Origin of the sequence: Natrinema hispanicum (assembly GCF_900111485.1) — an archaeon.
Lineage (GTDB): Archaea > Halobacteriota > Halobacteria > Halobacteriales > Natrialbaceae > Natrinema > Natrinema hispanicum_A.
In genome coordinates this window covers 94,803-116,324 of the sequence record NZ_FOIC01000007.1, presented here as the reverse complement: position 1 = coordinate 116,324, position 21,522 = coordinate 94,803, and the positions used below count along the sequence as shown (strand labels likewise).

The following is a 21,522-nucleotide window of genomic DNA, read 5'->3' as shown; positions in this document are numbered from 1 at the left end:
TGTGTTTCGACGAGTCGATGTGGCCGCGATACCTGGGTTGCTCCTTGCAAAAGCCGAGAATGGGGCGAGAGATAACTGCATTTGAGAGTCACGTTAAGCAGTTACTTCGATTTGGTAACCTATCTATTCCGAACTCATTGCTGTGTATAGTAAAGTTACCACTCCCAATACGCTGTTTCACCCCGAAAGGGTGAGTGAAACAGATGGTACACGAAATCAGATGGTTGCACCGAACTGAAAGTACTGCCCTCGCGACGTTCGCGAGGGCAGGTACGGATACGGCCGCCGTCTTCACGAGCCAGCGACTGCTTCCGGCAGAGCTGGACTCGCGAGCTCACGACGCTGACAGTCGACTCGACATCTGACTACTCGAAAACAAACCACTACAAAAATGACAACGAAACCGACTACTCTCGAAAAAGGACGCGCAGTGATGCTGGCGGGACTCATGGTCCTGTCCGTGATTGCGATGTCCGTAGCGTTTGCAGGCGGGGCAGCGGCAGCAACCGAAGACAGTGTCACGTTCAACGATCAGGCCATCGGTGTCTATAACGACTCGGACACCATGGTCGTTGGGCCCATCTACGCCCAGAAAGGACAGTACCTCGAGGTCACAGACGAGTCCGGAGAGGTCGTGGATAAAACAGTAATTCCTGTGAATGCCACGGATGCTGCTATCTTCGCGACCCCTGACGGACCGGGAGAGTACACTGCGACGCTCTACTCCGAAGAGGGCGGCGACGAAATAGACGACGATGACGCGATGATCTACGACGCCACCATCGAGCTGTCCGATCAGAAATCCGCGAAGGGCACGCTCGAGCAGGTCACTGTCGACACAGCGAGCCTGCTGGATGGCGACGATAATGACACCGAGTTCGACGTCGTCCTGACTGATGCGGACGGCAACGAGCTCGGTCGTGCAACCGAGCTAACCGGGACGAACGAAGATATCACGATCGACACGTCGAAGATCACAGCACAGACCGAGGTCACGGCGACGATCTTCGTCGACGATGAACCGCTCCAGGCCTACGATGAAGACGCCGGAAACTTCGTCCCCGTGTCCGACTCGGCCACCGTGGACCCCGACATGAAGAACAAACACGACGAGAAGGGAGACGACACCAAGCACGACAAGAAGAAAGGTGACAACGACTACACCGAGAAAGGTGAGAAGGACAAGTCTGCTGGCGGCGACAGCACCAACGGCCATGACAGCACCGACTCGGGAGTCTCGAACGACGCGAGCACCGACCAGGATACGTCTGCGGAAACTAATCAGGACCAAAACGTCGATCAGTCGAACGACCAAGACGCCAACAACGATCAGGATGAGGACGCGTCGCAGTCGAACAGCGGTGACAGTATGCCCGGGTTCGGCGTCGGCGTCGCCCTGGTTGCGCTCCTCGGAGCAGCCATGCTGGCATTCCGTCAGCAGAACTAAACTGCAGTAACTACCGAATCACTTCGGCCACTCCGGTTTCATTTTCCCGGCACTGCTATTTTTCAGTGGCCGGTCTGGTACTTACTGAACGACAGCAGCTGAGGCACCGCTAAAGGAGATCGCGTTGCTATTCCTCGGCATCGATAACGGTTCCCGTGATCCGCTTGGTTTTGGGCCCGGGATCAACTGCGATAAAAAAACGTGGACCGAAAACCGGAGATGGATTTTACCGCGGTGTTACAGTGCAGCGTTGACGAAGTCCTCTAGATTGACGATTGGGACGGCGACACTGTTGGCATCAGTATCAGCATCCTGATCCTGGTCAGCATCTGGCTGGTTGTTCTGATTGTTCGTGGCGTCTTGATCCTGGTCGAGGTCGTTATCCTGGTCGGCGTCGTTGGATGCATCCGCGTTACCGTCGCCAGACAGTGCGATGTTGTCACCCTGGTCAGCCTCGTTCGACTGCTCAGCCTCTTGGTCTTGGTTGTTCTCGGCGTCTTGGTCGTTCGACTGATCGATGTCTTGGTTCTGGTCAGTCGTCGCCTCCGTATCTTGGTCGACGCTAGCGTCGGTATCGACGCCAGCGTTGTTCTGGAAGTCGCCTGCGGCCGCTGTTCCAGCGACCCCCACGAATGTGAGGCCGCCGATCACTGCTACCGTCAGTGCGAGTGTGAGTGCGCGTTTCATAGTTATAGCCGTGTACGGGCGCACGTGTCAATCAGATTCGACCCGTCACTAGTCTCTTCTCGCCGCTACCAATCTCGCTCCGCTATAGCACGTTGCCCAACTGGTAGCCACCGCGGAGATGAATATGAACCCCGGGAACGGTTTCGACTAAAACGCCGAATTAGTCCATTAAAAGGCATCAAAACGATTTTCTCGGATCTCTGAATATCGTCTACTTGGATTCAGCATCTATAAATACAAAAACGAATATTTTTACACACGTTCAGAACAAAGTCCGTCCTAATAGATGAAAATTCTAACTCATTTCTGCTGGACAATCGAGCACCGAATACTGCAAATCTGAAGAGACACTAATGGATACGATAGACTGATCGGTGCTTATTTACAGTTGTTTCATTCTGTCCGTGTCTTGCAGTTTCAATCGTACAGCCGAATGTTTCCCCGTAATATGGTTCGACGCCTGGTTGCAATTCTTCTCTCAGTAGTGCGTTTCTCGATAATACAGTATCTCCCGCAATGTTAGCGACATATGGTCTTTTTCAACATATTATAGTAAATGCAAGCACTCGAATTAGTAGTCTAAAATCACTATAATACTACATATTATCAGAATATCGATTCAATGACAAAACCTTGCGACCGTGCTAGGGTGGACGGAAACTCGAGACAGCAATCCGGTCTATCGCCAAAGCAGAGTCGGAATCGCTGTTGCTGCAGAGGTTGCTGGGTCGCTAGCCGAACCGAATATCACGGATGAAACAGCACAACCTCGAGAACGGCGACGATCTCTGGGTTATCTTTGCCACTGGCACACCAATCAGCTGCTTGATGTGTGTCAGTGTGAGTAGCTGTTCTCGTGAGAGACTCAGCTCTGAATTCAAGAACAGGTGCAGAAAAAACGCGGAACGAAAATCGGATATGGTTTTACCGCAGCGTTACAGCGCGGCGTTGACGAAGTCGGTCAGGTTGGTGATCGGGACAGCGATGCTACCTGCACCAGTCTTCCCTTTCTGCTTCTGCTTAGAGTCTGGGGTGTTGTACTGGTCGTTCTTGGCCTTCTGTTTCTGATAGAGCTTGTTCGTCTGGTCAGCATTGTTGAATGCATACGCATCACCGCCGCCAGACAGTGCGATGTTGTCACCCTGGTCAAGCTCGTTCTCCTGTTCAGCCTCCTGGTCCTGTTCGTTCTCGCCGTCTTGCTCGGACGACTGATCAGTGTCTTGGGCCTGATCAGTCGCCGCATCCGTATCTTGGTCGACGCTATTGTCAGTATCGACACCAGCGTCGTTCTGGAAGTTGCCTGCGGCCGCTGTTCCAGCGAACCCCATGAACGTGAGGCTGCCGATCAATGCTACCGTCAGTGCGAGCGTGAGTGCGCGTTTCATAGTTTTTGCGTGTCGGGCATACGTGTCGGATCATCTGACTCGACTCGTCGCCAACCCCTCATCAGTGGACTCGATTGTTCACCGCTATGGCACGTTGCCCAGGTGAGAATCACCTTGGAGATGAATATGAACCCCAGGAACAGTTTCGCCTAAAACGGCGAGTTGGCCAATCTAAGGCCCAGAAAACAGCATTCTTGCATCTCTGACTATCCTCTGTACGAGTTCGATATCAAATCATCAGCAAATAAATACAGAGACGTAACTCCGAAAGATAGTCAGCTTTCACGATCAAATCAATCCGTTATTTTCGATTCACATCTTTATAATGAATATGCACAATATGAAATGTTATTGATGTATACAGTGTGGTGATCGGCACCCGCTTCCGCTTGTTCTGTCTCACCCGTGTCTTGTGGTTTCAGGGATCTAGTCAGCCATTTCTCCGAACGCTGTTTGATGACTTTGTGTGTTTTATTCAGTGAAACTCTTGTCCCGCTGGTAGTTGGCTGCTGCGTTCTTATAACTGCTAGATAACAAAGACTGTGTCCGGCTGTTAGCAGTTTATACCGATGACAGTCAATACGAACAGACTCTCAGCACAGGTGTCTGGACAGGACAACAAGAGCTTATGACGAGACTCTCGAGTCCGACAGCACTGTTCGTCGCTGCGCTGGTCGTCCTCTCGACGGCCGGAGCTGGAGCCGGGACCGCTGTTGCCGCAGAGACAACCGAGACGTCAGCCGAACCGAGTTCGACGGCCGAGGCCGTAAAGACACTCGAGAACGACGACGAACTCTACTTCGTCTTCGGTGCGGACTTGGGGAATCGGTCGCTTGATGAGTTTCTCGAGTCCCAGGTGGCGACCTCGACCGACCCAAGCGTCGAGGCCGGCCGGGAGGAAATCGCCGACGTCGTGCAGTACCAAGACGTCGAGAAGGTGAACTTCAATCAGCAAGGCGGGGCAATCTCTATTGCGATCGGCGGCGGGGAGGCGACCGCCATTCAGGAGGAGACACAGCAGAACACCAACAGCCAGGTCGGTGAAGCGACCGCTGAGAGCACTGTGGCTCCGTCTCAGGACCTCAGCTTCGAGAACGTCGGCGACGTACACATCGTCTTCGGTAACAGTGACGACCGGGGGTTCGACGGATGGAGCGTTCGTGACGAGACCGACAGCAGTGGTCGGGACAGCGGACTGGCGACTGAGACATCGACCACCCAACAGCAAAACGTCAGCCAGGTCAATTTCAACGACCAGAGCATCGCTATCGCGCTCGCTGAGAACGAGAGCACTGCACTGGCATATCAACGCTCTACACAAACCAACAAGAATCGACAGCAAGGATCGACGACCCTCCGCGAGACTGGCACTACTGCTGGCGCTGCCGAGCAATCTGCACAGGCAAGCATCGATCAGTCACAGACCCTCTCACAGATCAACCAGAACCAACAGGGGATGGCAGTCGCGATTGCGGTCGGCAGCAACTCCGTTGCGACGGCCGTCCAGATCACCGATCAAACGAATCTCAACGAACAGTACGCGTCCGTCGAAACGCTCTCCCACCTCGAGTCGATGGCAGGGATGAACGTCGCTACGGCGGACGAAGCCAACAGTAGCGTGCTGACGACGGGTGGTGAGGCGACCAACGGTGACAAGACAGCCGACGTCAGCATGACGCAGTACCAACATACAGAACAGGTAAACATCAACTTACAGAGTGCAGCAGTCGCGGTTGCGCTCGATGGCAGCAATGCAACCGCGATCCAACTGGCCGAACAGCGCAATTACAACGAGCAGATCGGTGTGGCGACTGCAGCGTCCATCTATGAAAACGTTACCGCCAACGCCGGAACCGTGATTAGCAACGAAACGACGCTCACGATCGGCGGGGACGCCATTCGCGGAACGGCACCGATCACGATCGGACACGACGGCGAGAACGGCGAGAACGACCAGCAGACCGTCGACGAACAGTCCTCGAGTGCCCAGTTTGAACAGATCCAGTTCGTCACCCAAGAAAACAGGAACCGACAACAGGCCGCGGTCGCCGTCGCCGAACGCAACGCGAGTGCGAACGCATCGCAGATAACGATTCAGCGGAACAGAAACGTACGCTTCGCTGACGTTGAGGCGACCGTCGATACGAGTGGTGACACTACAGAGCGCGGCGACGGGACCGGCAGTGAAACTGCCGAAAACGGGTCCGAAAGCGATCCCGCCACCGGATCGACCAAGAAGAAAGCAGCCAAGAAGTCCGATCCGACTGGTCACGAGATGAACGACACCGTGACTGACGACGAGACAACGCGGCCCGACACTGACGCTGGTGATGAGACGGCCGACGACGTGTCCTCGGATGAGCCACGCGCAGCTCCGTCCGACGAGACGGATGATTCGATCCCTGGGTTCGGCGTCGCCGTCGCCCTTGTCGCGTTGCTCGCTGCTGGCCTGCTCGCGGCACGCGAAGAAAACTAACCATCATCACTGAGTCGAGTGCTCGAACGCTCGTCGCTCACTCTTTCACGTCATTGGTGTCCGACGACGTACGATCCGAATCGTCGCGGTGCTCCGCGAGCGCTTCGTCGATCGTCAACTCGCCGGCGGCGACCCGCCGGGCCAGCAGTTCGTCGATCGCCCGGTTTTCCTCGCTTTGCTCGCGCGAGCGGTCTTTTATCATCTGTAACTCGCCGTCCGTCGGCTCGATATCGCGCGCGTCGATGACCTCCCCCTCGCGGCGTGCGATATTGACGGCCGCGAGGACGTCACCCATGCCTCGCGCGCCCGTTCCCAGATAGGGCGTCGTCCCCGTCTCGTCGACGAGTTCGACCCGAACGGTGTCGAGTTCGTTGACTAGTTTCGCGCTCTCGAGACGGGAGCCGTTGCCGATGCGGACGATCGGAGATGGTGCTTCGTCGGCCTCGCGGCGAATCTGGTCAACGGCGTCGCCGAGCGGAACCTGAAACGCCGCAACGACCGTTTCGCCGGTGAGGACGGCGATACCAGGGTTGCGTCCTGGATCGACGCCGATGATCGTCCGGCCGCCGTCGCCACGAACTGCGGCCAGCGCCTGATCGACCGCACGCCGGGGCGCGTCCGGATCGGCGACGATCGTCGGGATAGCACCGAAGTCGTCGGCATGATCGGGTCCGGTGACGACGACATCGGTGTGCTCTGGGAGTTCCTCGTCGGGCTCGACGGTCGTGAACGTCGTCCCGCGCTCGCGGAGCTCGGTGACGACGCCGTGGTACACTTCGAAATCTGACGTGGCGACGACGATCACACTGTGACGTTCGGTCCCACGATGAATAAACGTACACGGATGACGCGTCCTGCCTACAGCGTCAACGGAATCTCACTACGAATTGACCTCCTCCACGCCCTTCAGGGCGTGGAATCCGACCATCGGATTTCCGCCGAGTGTGGCGTTCAAGGTTCCAACCCGCACTCAAGGGGAACCGGCAGCATACCGGAGGAACTCTCGTTTCCTCCCCTGTATAGGGCTGTGGCCCGGTCAAACAGGCCCCATCGAATACCATGTCATCGCCGTGCGAACCACCGCTGATCCGCTTCCCCTTGTGGTTCGGGGTCGGCATCTCACGGTATTCGTAGCACTCCATGCTACTGTGAACCACATGAAAATGGTTATGGTGGAAATCCGGCCTGACCACCGATTGCGAATAGCATGCTGAGCCTACCGCTTGACCTCCGCCTGAAGACGGAGGTATGCGCTCAAATTCATATCACCGACCTCGAGGATGGCATGGAGCACCACTCCACTCGTTGACTATCGCCGTTCGAAACCGGAAGAGACCGCAGTAGCGGTCGTTGTATACCGAACTTTGAGTTCATAGATAAAGACTGAACGGATACAGGTGACAGTTCATGGTCGATGATTTTCTGTATATACGTGTTGATGAGTCGAATATCGAGACTAGGGATATCCCTCACGATGGTTGCGGTTCTCATGGTGAGTATGGTCGGGCCTGGCGTTGCAGCGGCTGCGCCAGCCGCCACGGCGACTGCCACGACTGACAACGTCGTTACGAACACGAACCATGCCACGACAACGAACAGCGAGACAGTAACTTCGCAATTCCAGCAGGAACAGGCCAACTCCTGTTCCCCGCTTGAAACACGCTTAGCCAGTATTTTCACCACGTACGGATACACAGTACCAGACAACCTCGCCGACTGTATTGACCACGACTCGAGTGCTGTCGATAGCGATGAGCCGTCGGAAACGGGACCGGATGCTCCCGACTCGGACGACGATACTGACGAGACCGAGACCGACGAAACCGACAAGACCGAGGAGCCGAGTGACACGACCGACGATTCGTCCGACAGTGACGAGACCGAGACCGACGAAACCGACGACTCGGCAGACACTGACTCCAACTCCGATGCTGACGAGACGGACGAAGAGTCGACCGACGACACGACTGACTCCTCGACTGACGAAGAAACGGACACTGACACCACGACGGATAGCCAAGACGGCGACCAGACTGACTCTTCGACTGACGAAGAAACTGACACCACAACCGACGGCCAAGACGGCGACCAGACTGACTCCTCGACTGACGAAGAAACGGACACTGACACCACGACGGATAGCCAAGACGGCGACCAGACCGACTCCTCGGCTGACGAGGAGACTGACGGCTTCGATCGCGCCGCCGTCGAGCGTGGGATCCACGAGGCCGTCAACGACGAACGAACCGCGCGTGGCCTGAACGAACTGGCGTTCGATACGGAACTCCGTGATATCGCACGAGAGCACAGCCGTGACATGGCCGAGCGGGACTACTTCTCCCACACGAGCCCTGACGGAGACACCTTCGCCGACCGCTACTCCGACGCGGGATACACGTGTCGTGTCGACGGCAGCGGCAACACGTACTACACCGGTGGCGAGAACATCGCACAGACGTGGTACGACACGGCCGTTCGGACCGACGGCGGTACCGACACGTACACCACCGAAACCGAACTCGCGAACGCGATCGTCACCCAGTGGATGAACTCGCCGGGCCACAGAGAGAACATTCTCGCATCGCAGTGGGAGAACGAAGGCATTGGCATCTACATGACCGACGACGGCAAAGTGTACGCGACGCAGAACTTCTGCTAACTGCCGTACACACGCCGCAGCATTTTTGACGCATATCTCGTCGTTGCGACCAGCCTGCGATCGGTTCGCAGGCCGATACTCGAGCGCAGTCGCAGTCTCCCGAATGCTGAGCACACGCAACAGCCGACGCCGACCGTCGGCCTGTTCCGGGGCCTTTTTCCTCACAGCCAGCCAACTCGGCCCGTGACCGACGAGGCGATTTCGACCGGCTGTGATCCGGTTGACGAGTTGCTCGGTGGTGGCTTCGAACGCGGGACTGTCACGCAGTTGTACGGGCCACCGGCCGCCGGGAAGACGAATCTCGCGCTGTCGGCGGCTGTCGAAACGGCCGTCGACGATGGCACCGTCGTCTACATCGACACCGAAGGCATCTCCGTCGACCGCTTCCAGCAGTTGCTCGAGGCGACTGTCGATGACGGCCCGGCTCGAAACGGCGCTGACGACGCTCTCGAAGCGGTCGCCTCACGGATCGTCATCGAGGACGTACTGGACTTCGAGGAGCAAGCCGAAGCCGTCCGCGACGCCGAGGAGTTCGCTGAGCGCGCCGACCTGATCGTGTTAGACAGCGCGACTGGCTTCTACCGACTCGAGCGAACCGGCGACGGCGACGATGGCGAGGCATTGCGAAATGTCACCCGACAGGTGACCCACCTGCTCTCGCTGGCGCGGAAACACGATCTCGCAGTCGTCCTGACGAATCAGGTCTTTTCCGATCCGGACTCGGATCGCACCCGGGGACTGGGCGGCAATACCTTGGAACACTGGACCGGGGCCGTCGTCCGCCTCGAGCGCTTCCGTGGCGGCAATCGGCGCGCAACGCTCGAAAAACACCGCTCGAAACCCGCCGGGGAATCGGTTCAGTTCCGGATTACGGCAACCGGGCTCGAGGGAGCCGACGAGATGGGCCGCCCCTGAGAAGCAGACTCGAAATTGCTTGCTCACAGCGGTGCGGTGAACCCGTCGAATCCGCTCTCGTTCCGCCACCAAATATCATAAAAACGCTGATCGGTTTCGTCCGAGCGCGAGCAGCCTAGATCTCGTTGAGCTTCCGCAAGAGCTGGCCGCGGTACTCCTCGTCGCTGGTGACGCCTTTGAGTTCTAAGACGTTGCGCTCGAGTTTGTCCAGTGCGACCCGGAAGGAGTTTTCAGCGCCGTAGCCTTCGCCGGTGCCGGCGACTTGCCCTTTGTTGGTGCGCAGGCGGATCTGACACTGCACGAGCGGGGTGCCACGGAGCTTCTCGTTGTGTTCGTGGAAGCGGACGTGGGCATGCATCACCTGCATGTCAGCGTATTTGTCCGAGACCTCCTCGATGCTCTCGACGATCGACTCTCGAGTGATGGTGTCGAGCATCGAGATGTTGGTGATCTGGACGTCCATGTGCTCTTCTTCGGTGAACGTCAGCGCGCGCAGGATGTCCGTCTTGGTGATGATGCCGATGACGACGCGGTCGTCGTCCGCCGGCGTGACCATCAGGCCCGCGTAATCGTCCTCGAGCATCGCTTCGGCGGCCTCCTTGGCGGTCGCCTCGAGCGTCGTCGTCTGGACGGGGCTGTTCATGATGTCGTAGACGGGGACGTCGAGCATCCGCTGGCTGTCGCCGACCCGGTCGCCGGTTGTCGTCGTGTCGCTTTTGCGGATGACAAAATCGGCAATGTCGTGGGTCGTCACGACGCCCGAGAGGTAGCCGTTCTCGTTGAGAATCGGCAGCCGCGAGATGCCGTGCTCGCGGAGCAGGTTGATCGCCTTGCCGATCCCGTCGTCCTCACGGAGCGTAACTGGGTCGTCGGTGTAGATGTCCTCGACAGTGAGGGCATCGAGGTTGTCCAGGACCGCCTCGAGGATGTCATCGTTGCTGATGACGCCCCAGAGGTCGCCGTGTTCGAAGACTGGCGCGACTTTCGCGTTGCTTTCGACGAGGACGCGTGCGGTCTCGCGGACGTCCTCTTGGCGGTCGACCTTGGGTGACGGCGTGCTTCGGCTGGGTTTGGTGAGTGCGGATACTTTCGCGTCGTCCTCGACGTGGGACTGGAGGACCTCCCGCTCGCTGATGACGCCCTCGTATTCCCCGTCGTTGGTAACGATAATTCCCTTGGGGTTGTCGTTCTCGAACTGCGAACGGACTTTCCCCATGCGCGTGCCAGCGTCGACTTCGATAAACTCCGTGGTGGCGATATCAGCGATATTCATCCTTCTCTCATGAGATACTGTCCCCCACGTATTTAAGATACTGCCCGTTTTGGCCGGGTGGCTCCAGCCCAGGGGTTTTTATAGCTGCCGTTGAATTGCAGCCGATGCTCGACATCAGCGTCTTCGGCCGCTACACCTACCTCGTCACCGAACTCGTGTGGGGAACCGTCGCCGCCCTCCTGTTACGTCGTGCGAACGCGCTCCGAAAGGCAGCGGTCACGATCCTTGCGCTGTATCCAATCGCTTACGTCTGGGACCGATACACGCTCGCTGTCGGCGTCTTCGACATCAAACTTCGGACCGGCATCGACGTCGCTGGCATTCCACTCGAAGAACACCTGTTCATGGCGGTCGTCCCCGGACTCGTCGTCGGGATTCACGAGACGATCTTTGGTGACGGGACAGAGTCCAGCAGCTCCGCCTAAGCGTGTGTCGCTCGTCGACGATGCGGACGTGGGCTGTCGGATGAGCCGATCAGCCTTCCCGTTCGCGCAGCGTCGCCAGATCGTCAGTGATTTGTTGTCTGGACACGCGCGGCGAGTCGGGGTTCCGTTGGGCCTGAAGCTTGTACGCGCGTTCGACGTATCCGTCCTGGTTCACAAGGAGGATCACACCCGCGTGTGAGAACATATAGGCATCCATGTTCTCCGGTTCCGTTTTGGTGAAATGAATGCCGTAGTTCTCCTGGACGACCTCTTTCGCACGCTCCTTGCTCTGTGGCCGCAGGAAGTACCAGTTCCCGTCGTCCATCTCGACCCGGTGTTTGTCGGCCCACTCTCGGAAGGCGTCGGCGTCGTCTCTGGCGGGATCGAACGACGTCTCGACGAACGACACTTGATCACTGTATCCTTCCTCGCGTGCGTAGTCCTGCGTCTGCGCCATGAGAGCGGTCAGACGGGGACACATCGTCATGCAGTTCGTGTAGATGAACGTCACCAGCAGATCCGTCTCGAAATCATCGGGGATCGAGACCTCGGTGTCGTCTCGCAGCGGTGCCGGCAGGGTCGCCGACGGGAGCGCCTGGCCATGGGTCGGGAACGGGAGATTGGACGGATCATCGACGCCCTCCCACTCTTTCGCGTCGAGATACGTATTCGACCCGCCGTCACTACCGCTGCCCAACATGCCCATACAGCCGCTCAGGCTCAGTGCGACACCGGAGCCAACTGACGCAAGCAGTGTCCGTTTGCGCATCGATATCGACGATTGCAGTCTCAGCCTAAAGCTTCATCTGGTATATCCCTCGAAACTGCGCACTCGAGTGAGCGGACGACCGTTGTATCAAACGCGGCGGATGTCTCAGCCGCTGTGAGCGGTCGCGGTTCTCTTGTAGCCACGGGCCAACTGTCGAATCGATGGATCGGCGGCGGCCCGCGACGGGAGACACGAACGCCGACGGGAGCACCGACCGTGCACTCGTGCGGGGACTGGTGAATCTCCTCGTCGCCATCCTCCTCGTCTGTTCGCTCGCGCTCGGAACCGCCCTGTTTGCACCGCAGTTTATCGACGGCATCGACATCGGCGAGCAGCCATCTCCCAGCCCCGAGCCGCCGCCGGCCGGCGAGCGAAACCCTGCAGTGGCCGACTCCGGTAATCCGGGGGCCTCGAGTTACGAGACCGACGTCGAGATGGTTCGCTCTGCGACCGTCGAGGACTTCGTCCACGCCAAAATCAACGACCGACGGGCCGCCCACGACCTCCCGCCGCTCGAGTGGGACGGGACAGTCGCGTCCGTCGCACGCGCACACAGCGCCGATATGGCCCGACGTGACTACTTCGCCCACCGGAATCCGGACGGCGAAGCACCTGCCGACCGATTTCAGGATGTCGCCAACTACTGTCAGGGATACGGTGAGAACATCGCCAAAACGTGGCTCGGCCGACGCGTCAGCCAAGCCGACGACGACGGTATCGTTCGCCACCGAACCGCGGAAGGTCTCGCGACCGGACTGGTCAACCAGTGGATGAACTCTACGCCACACCGGCGGGCGATCCTCGAGGAAGGCAGAACACCTCGCTGGGATCGGGCCGGCGTCGGCGTTTACATCGCTGATGACGGGGCGGTTTACGCGGGGCAGAACTTCTGCCAGGAGTGGTGAGCGGTCGGTGGGTGTCCCCGTCTCGAGCGGGACTCAGGACTGAGTTTCACGATTTCTGACAGTCGCGGCGAAAAAACCGGCACTGACCGAGGCACAGAGAGTGCGAACGACTTACAGGTTCTTGGGTACCACCGTCGTACGTTCCCTATGGAGGTTCCCGAGACGCTTACCGCGATCTACCGGACGGCGAGCGACCGCGATCTGACCTTCCTCGCTGCCGGCTTCGCGTATTACGCGTTCGTCTCGCTTATTCCGCTGGTCTTGCTCGCGCTCGTCGTTGGCTCGCTGATCGGTGGTGAGCAGGCGGCCGAGCAGTTGATCACTGCCGCCGGCGACTTTCTCCCGGCAGCAGGCGAACAACTCGTGACCGATGCACTGACGACCGAAGCCGGGCGCGCTGAAGCGACCGTCATCGCGCTCGTCGTCGCCGCGTGGGGTGCACTCAAAGTCTTCCGCGGGCTGGGTCTGGCGTTCGACAAGGTCTACGACGAGGTTGCCGAGGACTCGATGGCCGACCAGATCAAAGACGGACTCACCGTCATCGTCGCCGGCGCGGGCGCGCTCGTGCTAATGATCGGGATCGGGACACTGCTTGCGATCGTTGCCGATACCATCCCGTTTGTCAGCGCCCTTGGCTGGCTCTCGTTGCTGGTCGGACTGATCTTCGTCTTCCTGCCGATCTACTACGTCTTGCCGCCGATTCCGGTTACCCTGCGCGAGATCCTTCCCGGTGCGGTCTTCGCCGCCGTCGGCTGGACGATTCTGCAGTTTGGCTTCCAGATTTATGCGGCAAACGCCGCCCAGTACGAGGCCTATGGCGCTGTCGGCGTGGTCATCCTGTTTGTCACCTGGCTCTACTTCGCCGGCATCATCATCCTCGTCGGTGCCGTCTTCAACGTCGTCCAGTCACACCCCTCGATCGCGGCGTAGGACCTCGCTCGAGGCGCGGTCCGTCTCGAATTCCGGACTGTCGGAACAGGGGAACAGTTATGTCTTCGGCAGCGCCAGACTGCCATCATGAGCGACGAGCATGCAGCCGATTCGGACGGTGCCGACAATGCCGAGTCGGGCGACAGCCTCGAGCCAGGTGGTGGCCCACAGCGTGTTGTCTCCGAGGAGAGCGTCGACGACATTCTCGCGTCGCTCGATGAGACGAAATCCGAGTCAGTGGACGCGAGCGACACGACCGCCACGGCGGACGAGTCTGATGCCGTGACGACCACGTTCGACGAGGACGACGTTCCGGCAACCGGCGAGACGACTGACGACGCGAGTCAGCCAGACACAGGACCGGCCACCGAGACTGCGCCAGCCGACCACACAGCTGCTGACAGCGAGCCGGGCGCAGACGCAGTCGACGACACTGCCGATACCGATGACACCGACAGCACCGACGCACCGTCCGAGCCGGACGCGGACGCGACCGCAGACGACGCGGCGACAGTCGATGCCGCCGCCTCGAGCCTGCCCGACGACGCCTCGATCGAGGAACTGGCCGCCCGCGTCGAGGACGGGACCGTCACGGGCGCGGACGTTCGAGCGGCCGAGGCCGGCGATGGCCGCGAGTCGACTCCCGAGATCGACGAGGTCGACCTCTCGCTTGCTGACCTCGAGACGTCTGGTGTCGGTGACACGGGGAGCGATCCCGATGTACCCGACGATGCTGGCCCGTTGGCCGGCTCGGTCGACCGCGATGGTGTGGCCGATGCGAGCGACGACGGCGACAGCGACGAAGACGACGCCCCCGGACTGCTCGGACGAATCAAGAACTTCTTCTCGCCATAACGCGCTGTTCGTCGTTCACGGCGATCCCGCTCGAGGCTGCCTGTTCGCTTAGCCGACCAGTGTGATGAGCACGAACAGCGTCGCGATCGAGAGCAACGTCGTGACAAAGACGTTCAGCGATGCGAACTCCCGGTCGCCGCCGAGTTCGTTCGCGAAGACGAACGTCGAGACGGCCGTTGGCGTCCCGAACATCACCACGCTAGCGGTGAACGTCGCCGAATCGACGGCGAGCGTCGAGAAGACGGCCCACGCGAGCACTGGCATCAACCCGATTTTGAGCGCGACGACGGTGGCAGTCGCCTCGAGATCGACGGCGGCGGGATCGACCTGTAGGGACGCGCCCACACAGAGCAACGCGATCGGCAACGCCAGCGAGCCGACGGCGTCGAGCCCGGTTGCGGCGGCCGACGGAATCGAGAGTCCGAGCGAGCCGACGGCGAGTCCGCCGACCAGCGTTGCAAGGACTGGATTGGTCGCGAGCCCGCGGAGTTCCTTTGCGAGCGACACGTCGGCTCCGTTCAGCGTCGACAAGACGAGAATCGTCAGCGGCATCTGCGTCAGCGTCACAACACCCAACACGACGCTTGCGATCGCCGTCACCGACGCATCGAACGTCGCTGCGACCAGCGGCAAGCCGAGATAGCCCAGATTCGAGTGATACGACTGGACGATGGCGACGCTGCGACGCGCGCTCGAGTCACGGTTGCGGTGGACGAGCGCGGCGAGGCCCACGGTCGTAAACAGCACCAAAAGAAGGCCACCGACCAGTGCCGGCGAGAGAAGGTCACCAATAGCTCTGTCGTAGGTAGAGACGAAGATCAGCGCCGGCAGCGCGACGTAGTACGCGAAGGCGTTCAGCAGTTCGGTCCGACGGCGATCGAGAATGCCAGTCGTCCGCAATCCGGCACCGAACAGCAACACCGCGAGCAGCGCCAGCAGCCGTCCGACGACTTCCATGTCAGGGTTCAGTTGATTCGGGGGTTTGTACCGTTCGGTCGTCTACGGCTATGTGTCGAGCTTTCACACCCCTCAGTTTCGTCTGAGTCAGCTCTTTGCCGGGCGAGTTCAGCCAGCGTGCTGATCAATATCGACCGTGACAGCTCCATTCAATCGATCGGCAGGATCCTGATAGCTACCCTGCAACACGGCGTCGATTCAGAAACGTTCATGATGTGATATACATATTGCACACTATCATGAATCTCACCCGTCGAAACGTACTCGGCGTTGCAGGCGCGTCGATGGCGACTGGTGTCGCCGGCTGTCTTGGATCGAATGAAGCGGGGAACGGAAACGGCAATGGCAATGGCGTCGACTTGCCCGAGTATCACCGCTGGCTCACGACCGACAGCAACGGCTCGCTCAGTTACGTCTACATCGATTGGAACCACCTTTCGACCCTCGAGTACGGAAATCAAAGTACCAGCAACTCAACCACCGGATCACAGTCGGACCCGATGCTTGGACTTCCGTTGACCGGTATGGTGGCAGCGGCCTTCGTCGTCGGTTTCGGCCTCAGTGCGTACGGGCTCTCGGGGATGATCAACTACGGCCAGTACAGTCAGTCAGGAACTGAGACTGACGAAACCGGGGGCATGAACTCGAAAAGCGATGCGATGCTCTCGACGAACGAGGCCATCGTCCTGACTGGAGACATCGACACTGCGGAGGTCGATGGGATTCTGACAGCCGAACCGGAGGGATTCACGCTTTCCAAACAGTACGAGCAGACCGACGAAATCGGCGACTACGGCGTCTACACGCCGGTCGACGGGGAGGGCAGCAAGGCGATCGCCGTCAGCGATGGCGCGCTCGTCTTTACGAGTGGTGACGGCGTTACGGAGCCGGTCGACGCGATTCGGACCCCGATCGAAGCCGCTGCGGGCGAGACGGAGCGGGCGACCGAGGCGAACGACGACCTCGAGTGGCTCGTCTCGACTGCAGGCCATGGTCACCTCGTGGTTGGCGGCTACGGCGAGTCGTTCGAGCCCGCCGCTGAAAGCGACGACGGCGAGAGCGGTGACAACGTCTCCGATCTCGGAAGCGGAACCCAGGACGAATTCAACATGGAGTATACCGAACTCGAGACCGTCGACAGCGGCGTCAGTTCACTCACGTTCGACGACACCGGGTCGCAGGCGACCGGCGAGTTCGCGGCGATCCTCGGCGACGGGGAGGCGAGCGCGCTCGAGGACTCGCTTGGGTCGTCGGCTTCCGAGAGTTCGGTCACGGTTGAGGACGGTCGCGTGACCGCCACCGCGACGTGGGAATCGATCAACTGACGCTCGCGCCGTGTTCGACGTCACGCCTCGAGACGATGCTGTCGTGCCATCGCCGCCACGCGGAACTCGGTCGTGCCCGTGACGAGGAGGGCACCTCCGACACCAGCGAGGAGGAGGCTGGTGACCGGCGGCGTGATGGTGGCGACGAGGATGGTTCCGCCGACGGCACCAGCGAGGAAGCCTAATTGGACCGCGAGGACGCTCGCGATGCCCCAGCTGCGGCTGACTGGCGCGTATAGCCCACCGACGGCAACCGTCTCGGCGAGTGCGTGGACCGTCAGGACGGTCAGTGCGACGAGTCCGAACGAAGCACTCGTCGCGTAGATGCCCGCGACGAGGATCCCTTCGACGACACGATGGGTCAGCACCGCGCCGAGTGCCGCGTCCGCACAGCCGGCGTGCGGTGACACGCCGTGTTCGCGTCCGACCCAGGCGACCGCCCCGCCGAGCAGTCCACCGCCGATCGCCAGCAGCCACTGCTGTGTGAGACCCGATACCAACGCTGCGAGTCCCAGCACGATCACCAGTACCGTCACCTCGCGTCGCGTCGTTGTGCCGTGGATGTTCGCAACGGCAGAGGCAGATTTGGATCGGTAGTGTGAGACGGTACCGAGTCCAACTGCGACGCCAAGCAGCGCTGAGAACCCGATCGCGACGACGAACGGAATCGCCGGCTCGTGGGCACCGGCCGCTGCTGTCTCCGAGCCAGTCCCGTGGGCGCTGACGACTGCAGGCCAGATTGCGAGCGCGACGAGCGCGCTCGCGGTCGCTCGGCTCACCCGCATCGTCGCCCACCCGTTTTCGTTGAGTAGATCATCATCGTATTGTCACCGTTTCGATCAGCCCGCAGTCCGTCGACGAGCCGCCGCCCACCCCCGCGAGCGATCGGCGGCTCGAGGGGGTGTCTTCGCTCGGTGCACCTACAGCCAGACGTCGCTCGTGCAGTCGCCGTCGGGCCAGCGGATCTCGTGGGCGCGAGCTGGTCCTTCCGGTAGCGTCCCGAAGTCGACGAGGAAGTCCTCGTCGAGGGTCATCGTCCCCCTGCGGGGGTCGACATCGGCTTTCAGCATCACCGAGCCCTGCTTGCCTTCCTCGGGGAAGAACTGGTCGTCCCACGTCGAGTACAGCGATGTCGTAAAGTACAGACGCTCGCCGTCAAGCGAGAGCTGGAGCATCTGCGGGCCGGCGTTGATCGGCCGGCCCTGCACCTCCTGGCGGTCACCGAAGAGCCCGCCCACGGAGAACGTATCGGCCAGTCTCGGGGTCGACGGATCGGAGATGTCGTACATGCGGACCTCGCCGTGGAGCCAGTTCGCGAAGAACAGGTAGCGGTCGTCCATCGAGACCAGGAGGTCCGTGATGAGGCCGGGGACGGGCATGTCCCAGTCCTCGTGTTCGCGCGCCTCCACGTCGATGACGTTGTCCGCGTGCCACTCGCCGTCCTCGCGGTACAGGTGGAACATGTTCGAGGAGAGCGCAGCCCCGACGTAGGCGTGGTCCGACTCGGGGGTGTGCAGGAAGCGCACCTCGAGCGGGATCAGCCCTTCTTCGCCGAGGTCGATCGTCTGCTCGACCGTTCGGTCCTCCCAGTTCCAGAAGTGCAGCTTCTGGCCGTATTTCCCGGCTTCGACATCCTCGAGGTCGAACCCCGGATAGTAGTTTTTCGGCGCAGCCCACTCGCTCGAGACCATCACGTTCCGGCGTGGTTGGTACCAGTAATCGTAGTTCATCTCGATGTCGCCCGGCGTGTCCCAGCGCCCTTCGATCTCGAAGTCGTCGTTCAGGAGGAGAAAGCCGCCCGGGAGCTCACCGTCGGCGTTGCCGAGCATGCTGATCATGATCTCCCCATCCGGGATGCAGTGGACCGTATGCGGGGCCGAGAGATCGTACTCGAAGACCTCCTCGGGTTCGATCACGTTGACGAGTTCGGGGTTCTTTCGGTCTTTGGTGTCGATGATATGAATGCGTGACGAGCGGTTGCCGGGAACGACAAGGTATCGTCGCTCTGCATCCTCGACGTGGCAGGACGACGAGCAGGCGTTCCAGCCAAAGTGGTGTAGCTCGTCACCGACGGTCGGCATTTCGATCCGATCGATGACGTCACAATAGGTCGACGAGTCGGGGTCGACATCGACGACCGTCAGCATGTCGGGCGCGTCGATTCCCGTCCCGACGTAGAGCGCCGGCACGTAGGCGATCGACTCTCGAGTCGCCTCCTCGATAGCGGCCTGTGGTGTCTCGTAGCCCACCGCCCCAGGGTGGTGTTCGTGGACGCGACTTTCACTGCCGTGTTTTGAGTGCGAACTCATGTCTTATATTGCATCGAGTAGTAGCATAAACGAATATCGTGGAAAACAGTGACAATTTTTCGGTCAGGTGTTTCGGCGGACCGGTCTTCTGCTGGGGAAAGGCACAGTCGACTCGAGACGTCTGTAGCGGATTCGGGATGGTTCAGACGATCGGCTTGTCCACAGGAGTGTCAGCGCCACGCTCGCTCGTCGATCCCACCGTGTCTAGTTCGTCCTGATCACTCTCGAGTGGGAAGAATACACCACTTAGGGACTTGTTCGCAGGAAAATTAGTGGGTTGGGGCAGATTTGAACTGCCGGCCTCCTCCATGTCAAGGAGGTGTCATAACCAGACTAGACCACCAACCCGCCTGGTTTCGGTTTGCGTGACCTCACTGCCACGCTTCCTGACTGCATTCAATCGTTGCTCGCCACCGTAATTGAAGGTTTCGAATCGAAGGCCGTACGGGAGTCGCCCTCACGCATCCGGTCGACACGCTTAAGTTGATGTACGAATTTGGGCATTACAAGACAACAACGTACATTGGTGTTCACTATGCAGGAGTACGTCGAACGAGTGACCGAGGGACAGGATCTGACACAGAACGAGGCTCGAGCGGCTTCAGCGGCCGTTTTCGAGGGTGCAACGGAGGCACAGATCGGCGCACTCCTGACGGCGTTGCGCGCGAAAGGAGAGACGGAAGCCGAGATTGCGGGCTTCGCCGAAGGGATGCGCGAGGCAGCCCGCACGATCTCGCCGGACCGCGAGCCGCTGGTCGACACCTGTGGCACCGGTGGCGATGACTACAATACAATCAACGTCTCGACGACGAGCGCGATCGTCGCTGCGGGTGCTGGCGTTCCGATCGCCAAGCACGGCAACTACTCGGTTTCATCGTCGTCGGGCAGCGCGGACGTCTTGGAGGAAGTCGGCGTCAACGTCGAGGCCGAACCGCCGGCGGTCGAGGAAGCCATCGAAGACGACGGCATCGGCTTTATGCTCGCACCGGTGTTCCACCCGGCGATGAAGGCCGTCATCGGCCCGCGCAAGGAGCTGGGTATGCGGACGATCTTCAACGTGCTCGGGCCGCTGACCAACCCCGCCGGTGCGGACGCACAGGTCGTCGGCGTCTACGACGCCGATCTCGTCTCGACGCTCGCGGACGCCCTCTCGCGGATGGATATCGAGCGCGCACTGGTTGTCCACGGTGCGGGCACCGACGAAATCGCTATCCACGGCGAGACCGTCGCCGCCGAAGTCGACGGCCGCTCCGTTGAGGAATACACACTCGAGCCTGCTGATCTGGGCCTCGACGAACACGCTATCGACGACATCGCCGGCGGCGCTCCCGAGGAGAACGCCGCGGATATGCGTGGCATCGTCGAAGGCGACGTGACCGGTGCCAAACGCGACGTTATACTCGCGAACGCGGGCGCGGCAATCTACGTCGCGGGCGAGGCCACCTCGCTCGAGGCCGGTGCCGATGCCGCCCACGAGGCGATCGAATCCGGCGCGGCGGCCCGGAAACTCGAGCAGCTTTGTAGCGTGACGCCACAGCCAGAGGGACGATGACGCGAGTCAAGGTCTGTGGACTCACCAGCGACTCCGATCTCGCGGCGGCGGTCGACGCGGGTGCGGACGCGGTCGGCATCATCTGTGACGTACCGGTCGACACGCCGCGTGAGGTGTCTGTCGAACGAGCGACGGAGCTGGCAGCCGCCACGCCGCCGTTCGTGACGAGCGTGCTCGTGACGATGGTCGACGATCCCGCCGACGCAGTCGAGTTAGTCGAGGCAGTCGAGCCCGACGCGCTCCAGCTCCACGGCGGTGGCCATCCCGATGACCTCGACGCCCTGCAGTCGGCAGTCGACACCGATCTCCTGCTCGCGATCGACGCCGATGACGTGACGAGCGCTGAGGCCTACGACGGCGTCGTCGACGGACTCATCGTCGACACCGCGGGCGAGGACGGCGGTGGCGGGACCGGCCGGACCCACGACTGGGATCGAACCCGTACGGCCGCGGCCGACCTCGAGTCACCGGTGATCCTCGCGGGCGGGCTCACGCCCGCAAACGTCACCGATGCAGTCAGGACCGTCGAGCCGTTCGCCGTCGACGTCGCAAGCGGCGTGGAGAAACGCGGCGGCGTCAAAGACGTTGATGCCGTCCAATCGTTCGTCAGCCGAGCGAAGACCGCCGCCCGCCCGGCGGAGCCGGAGCCGTGA

General features: G+C 60.4%; 19 protein-coding genes and 1 tRNA gene. 11 read left to right on the top strand and 9 right to left on the bottom strand.

All coding sequences use genetic code 11. The annotated features are described in order from the left end of the window. Positions 1-391: 391 nt before the first annotated feature. On the top strand, positions 392-1,447 hold the full coding sequence (locus BSG09_RS09050; RefSeq protein WP_092932427.1) for a PGF-CTERM sorting domain-containing protein: 1,056 nt from the start codon (positions 392-394) through the stop codon (positions 1,445-1,447). Between the two features lie 237 nt (positions 1,448-1,684). Here BSG09_RS09050 and BSG09_RS09045 read toward each other — a convergent pair whose 3' ends face one another. Together BSG09_RS09045 and BSG09_RS09040 are read right to left on the bottom strand one after the other, a co-directional pair. Further along, positions 1,685-2,134 (bottom strand): toxin transporter, encoded by a 450-nt coding sequence (locus BSG09_RS09045; protein WP_092932312.1) that lies wholly within the window; start codon positions 2,132-2,134, stop codon positions 1,685-1,687. 935 nt (positions 2,135-3,069) lie between these two features. Next, positions 3,070-3,519, bottom strand: coding sequence for a toxin transporter (locus BSG09_RS09040; protein WP_092932310.1), 450 nt, complete (start codon positions 3,517-3,519; stop codon positions 3,070-3,072). Between the two features lie 628 nt (positions 3,520-4,147). On the opposite strand from BSG09_RS09040, the gene BSG09_RS09035 reads away from it, so the two are divergent. Continuing rightward, positions 4,148-5,995 carry a PGF-CTERM sorting domain-containing protein gene (locus BSG09_RS09035; protein ID WP_092932308.1) on the top strand — a complete coding sequence of 616 codons (1,848 nt, stop codon included), beginning with the start codon at positions 4,148-4,150 and terminating at the stop codon, positions 5,993-5,995. Between the two features lie 37 nt (positions 5,996-6,032). Here BSG09_RS09035 and BSG09_RS09030 read toward each other — a convergent pair whose 3' ends face one another. Next, positions 6,033-6,800, bottom strand: a complete 768-nt coding sequence (locus tag BSG09_RS09030) for a hypothetical protein (protein ID WP_092932306.1) — start codon at positions 6,798-6,800, stop codon at positions 6,033-6,035. A 669-nt stretch (positions 6,801-7,469) separates the two neighbouring features. Between BSG09_RS09030 and BSG09_RS09025 the strand changes: the two genes are divergently transcribed. Together BSG09_RS09025 and radB are read left to right on the top strand one after the other, a co-directional pair. Then, positions 7,470-8,654, top strand: a complete 1,185-nt coding sequence (locus BSG09_RS09025) for a CAP domain-containing protein (protein ID WP_175542180.1) — start codon at positions 7,470-7,472, stop codon at positions 8,652-8,654. 183 nt (positions 8,655-8,837) lie between these two features. Continuing rightward, a complete protein-coding gene (radB, locus tag BSG09_RS09020; RefSeq protein ID WP_092932302.1) occupies positions 8,838-9,569 on the top strand; it encodes a DNA repair and recombination protein RadB in 732 nt (243 codons plus the stop codon). Between the two features lie 115 nt (positions 9,570-9,684). Here the strand turns inward: radB and BSG09_RS09015 are convergent, their stop codons facing one another. Further along, positions 9,685-10,842 carry a CBS domain-containing protein gene (locus tag BSG09_RS09015; RefSeq protein WP_092932300.1) on the bottom strand — a complete coding sequence of 386 codons (1,158 nt, stop codon included), beginning with the start codon at positions 10,840-10,842 and terminating at the stop codon, positions 9,685-9,687. 104 nt (positions 10,843-10,946) lie between these two features. Here BSG09_RS09015 and BSG09_RS09010 point away from each other — a divergent pair, with 104 nt between their 5' ends. Beyond that, positions 10,947-11,267: a lycopene cyclase domain-containing protein gene (locus BSG09_RS09010; RefSeq protein WP_092932298.1), complete on the top strand. Its 321-nt coding sequence runs from the start codon at positions 10,947-10,949 to the stop codon at positions 11,265-11,267. A gap of 49 nt (positions 11,268-11,316) precedes the next feature. Here BSG09_RS09010 and BSG09_RS09005 read toward each other — a convergent pair whose 3' ends face one another. Next, the gene (locus BSG09_RS09005; RefSeq protein ID WP_092932296.1) at positions 11,317-12,036 is read right to left on the bottom strand and encodes an SCO family protein; all 720 of its coding nucleotides are present in this window, start codon (positions 12,034-12,036) and stop codon (positions 11,317-11,319) included. 161 nt (positions 12,037-12,197) lie between these two features. Between BSG09_RS09005 and BSG09_RS09000 the strand changes: the two genes are divergently transcribed. The 3 genes from BSG09_RS09000 (at position 12,198) to BSG09_RS08990 (ending at position 14,726) form a co-directional block, all read left to right on the top strand. Next, positions 12,198-12,941, top strand: a complete 744-nt coding sequence (locus BSG09_RS09000; RefSeq protein ID WP_092932294.1) for a CAP domain-containing protein — start codon at positions 12,198-12,200, stop codon at positions 12,939-12,941. Positions 12,942-13,088: 147 nt separating this feature from the next. Beyond that, positions 13,089-13,871, top strand: coding sequence for a YihY/virulence factor BrkB family protein (locus BSG09_RS08995; protein ID WP_092932292.1), 783 nt, complete (start codon positions 13,089-13,091; stop codon positions 13,869-13,871). Between the two features lie 87 nt (positions 13,872-13,958). Next, complete coding sequence (locus BSG09_RS08990) at positions 13,959-14,726, top strand: hypothetical protein (protein WP_092932290.1); 768 nt, start codon at positions 13,959-13,961, stop codon at positions 14,724-14,726. A gap of 48 nt (positions 14,727-14,774) precedes the next feature. On the opposite strand, the gene BSG09_RS08985 is transcribed toward BSG09_RS08990, so the two are convergent. Beyond that, positions 14,775-15,683, bottom strand: coding sequence for an AEC family transporter (locus BSG09_RS08985; protein ID WP_092932288.1), 909 nt, complete (start codon positions 15,681-15,683; stop codon positions 14,775-14,777). Positions 15,684-15,922: 239 nt separating this feature from the next. Here BSG09_RS08985 and BSG09_RS08980 point away from each other — a divergent pair, with 239 nt between their 5' ends. Next, positions 15,923-17,008, top strand: coding sequence for a hypothetical protein (locus tag BSG09_RS08980; protein WP_092932287.1), 1,086 nt, complete (start codon positions 15,923-15,925; stop codon positions 17,006-17,008). A gap of 20 nt (positions 17,009-17,028) precedes the next feature. On the opposite strand, the gene BSG09_RS08975 is transcribed toward BSG09_RS08980, so the two are convergent. The 3 genes from BSG09_RS08975 to BSG09_RS08965 all read right to left on the bottom strand — a co-directional run bounded on the left by BSG09_RS08975 (position 17,029) and on the right by BSG09_RS08965 (position 19,665). Beyond that, positions 17,029-17,793 (bottom strand): hypothetical protein, encoded by a 765-nt coding sequence (locus BSG09_RS08975; RefSeq protein WP_092932285.1) that lies wholly within the window; start codon positions 17,791-17,793, stop codon positions 17,029-17,031. 135 nt (positions 17,794-17,928) lie between these two features. Next, complete coding sequence (locus tag BSG09_RS08970; RefSeq protein ID WP_092932283.1) at positions 17,929-19,317, bottom strand: selenium-binding protein SBP56-related protein; 1,389 nt, start codon at positions 19,315-19,317, stop codon at positions 17,929-17,931. A gap of 273 nt (positions 19,318-19,590) precedes the next feature. Next, positions 19,591-19,665 (bottom strand) — tRNA-Val (locus tag BSG09_RS08965). 187 nt (positions 19,666-19,852) lie between these two features. Here BSG09_RS08965 and trpD point away from each other — a divergent pair. Further along, positions 19,853-20,869 (top strand): anthranilate phosphoribosyltransferase, encoded by a 1,017-nt coding sequence (trpD, locus tag BSG09_RS08960; RefSeq protein ID WP_092932281.1) that lies wholly within the window; start codon positions 19,853-19,855, stop codon positions 20,867-20,869. Then, positions 20,866-21,522, top strand: a complete 657-nt coding sequence (locus BSG09_RS08955; RefSeq protein WP_092932279.1) for a phosphoribosylanthranilate isomerase — start codon at positions 20,866-20,868, stop codon at positions 21,520-21,522. The genes trpD and BSG09_RS08955 overlap by 4 nt, the downstream gene beginning before the upstream one ends.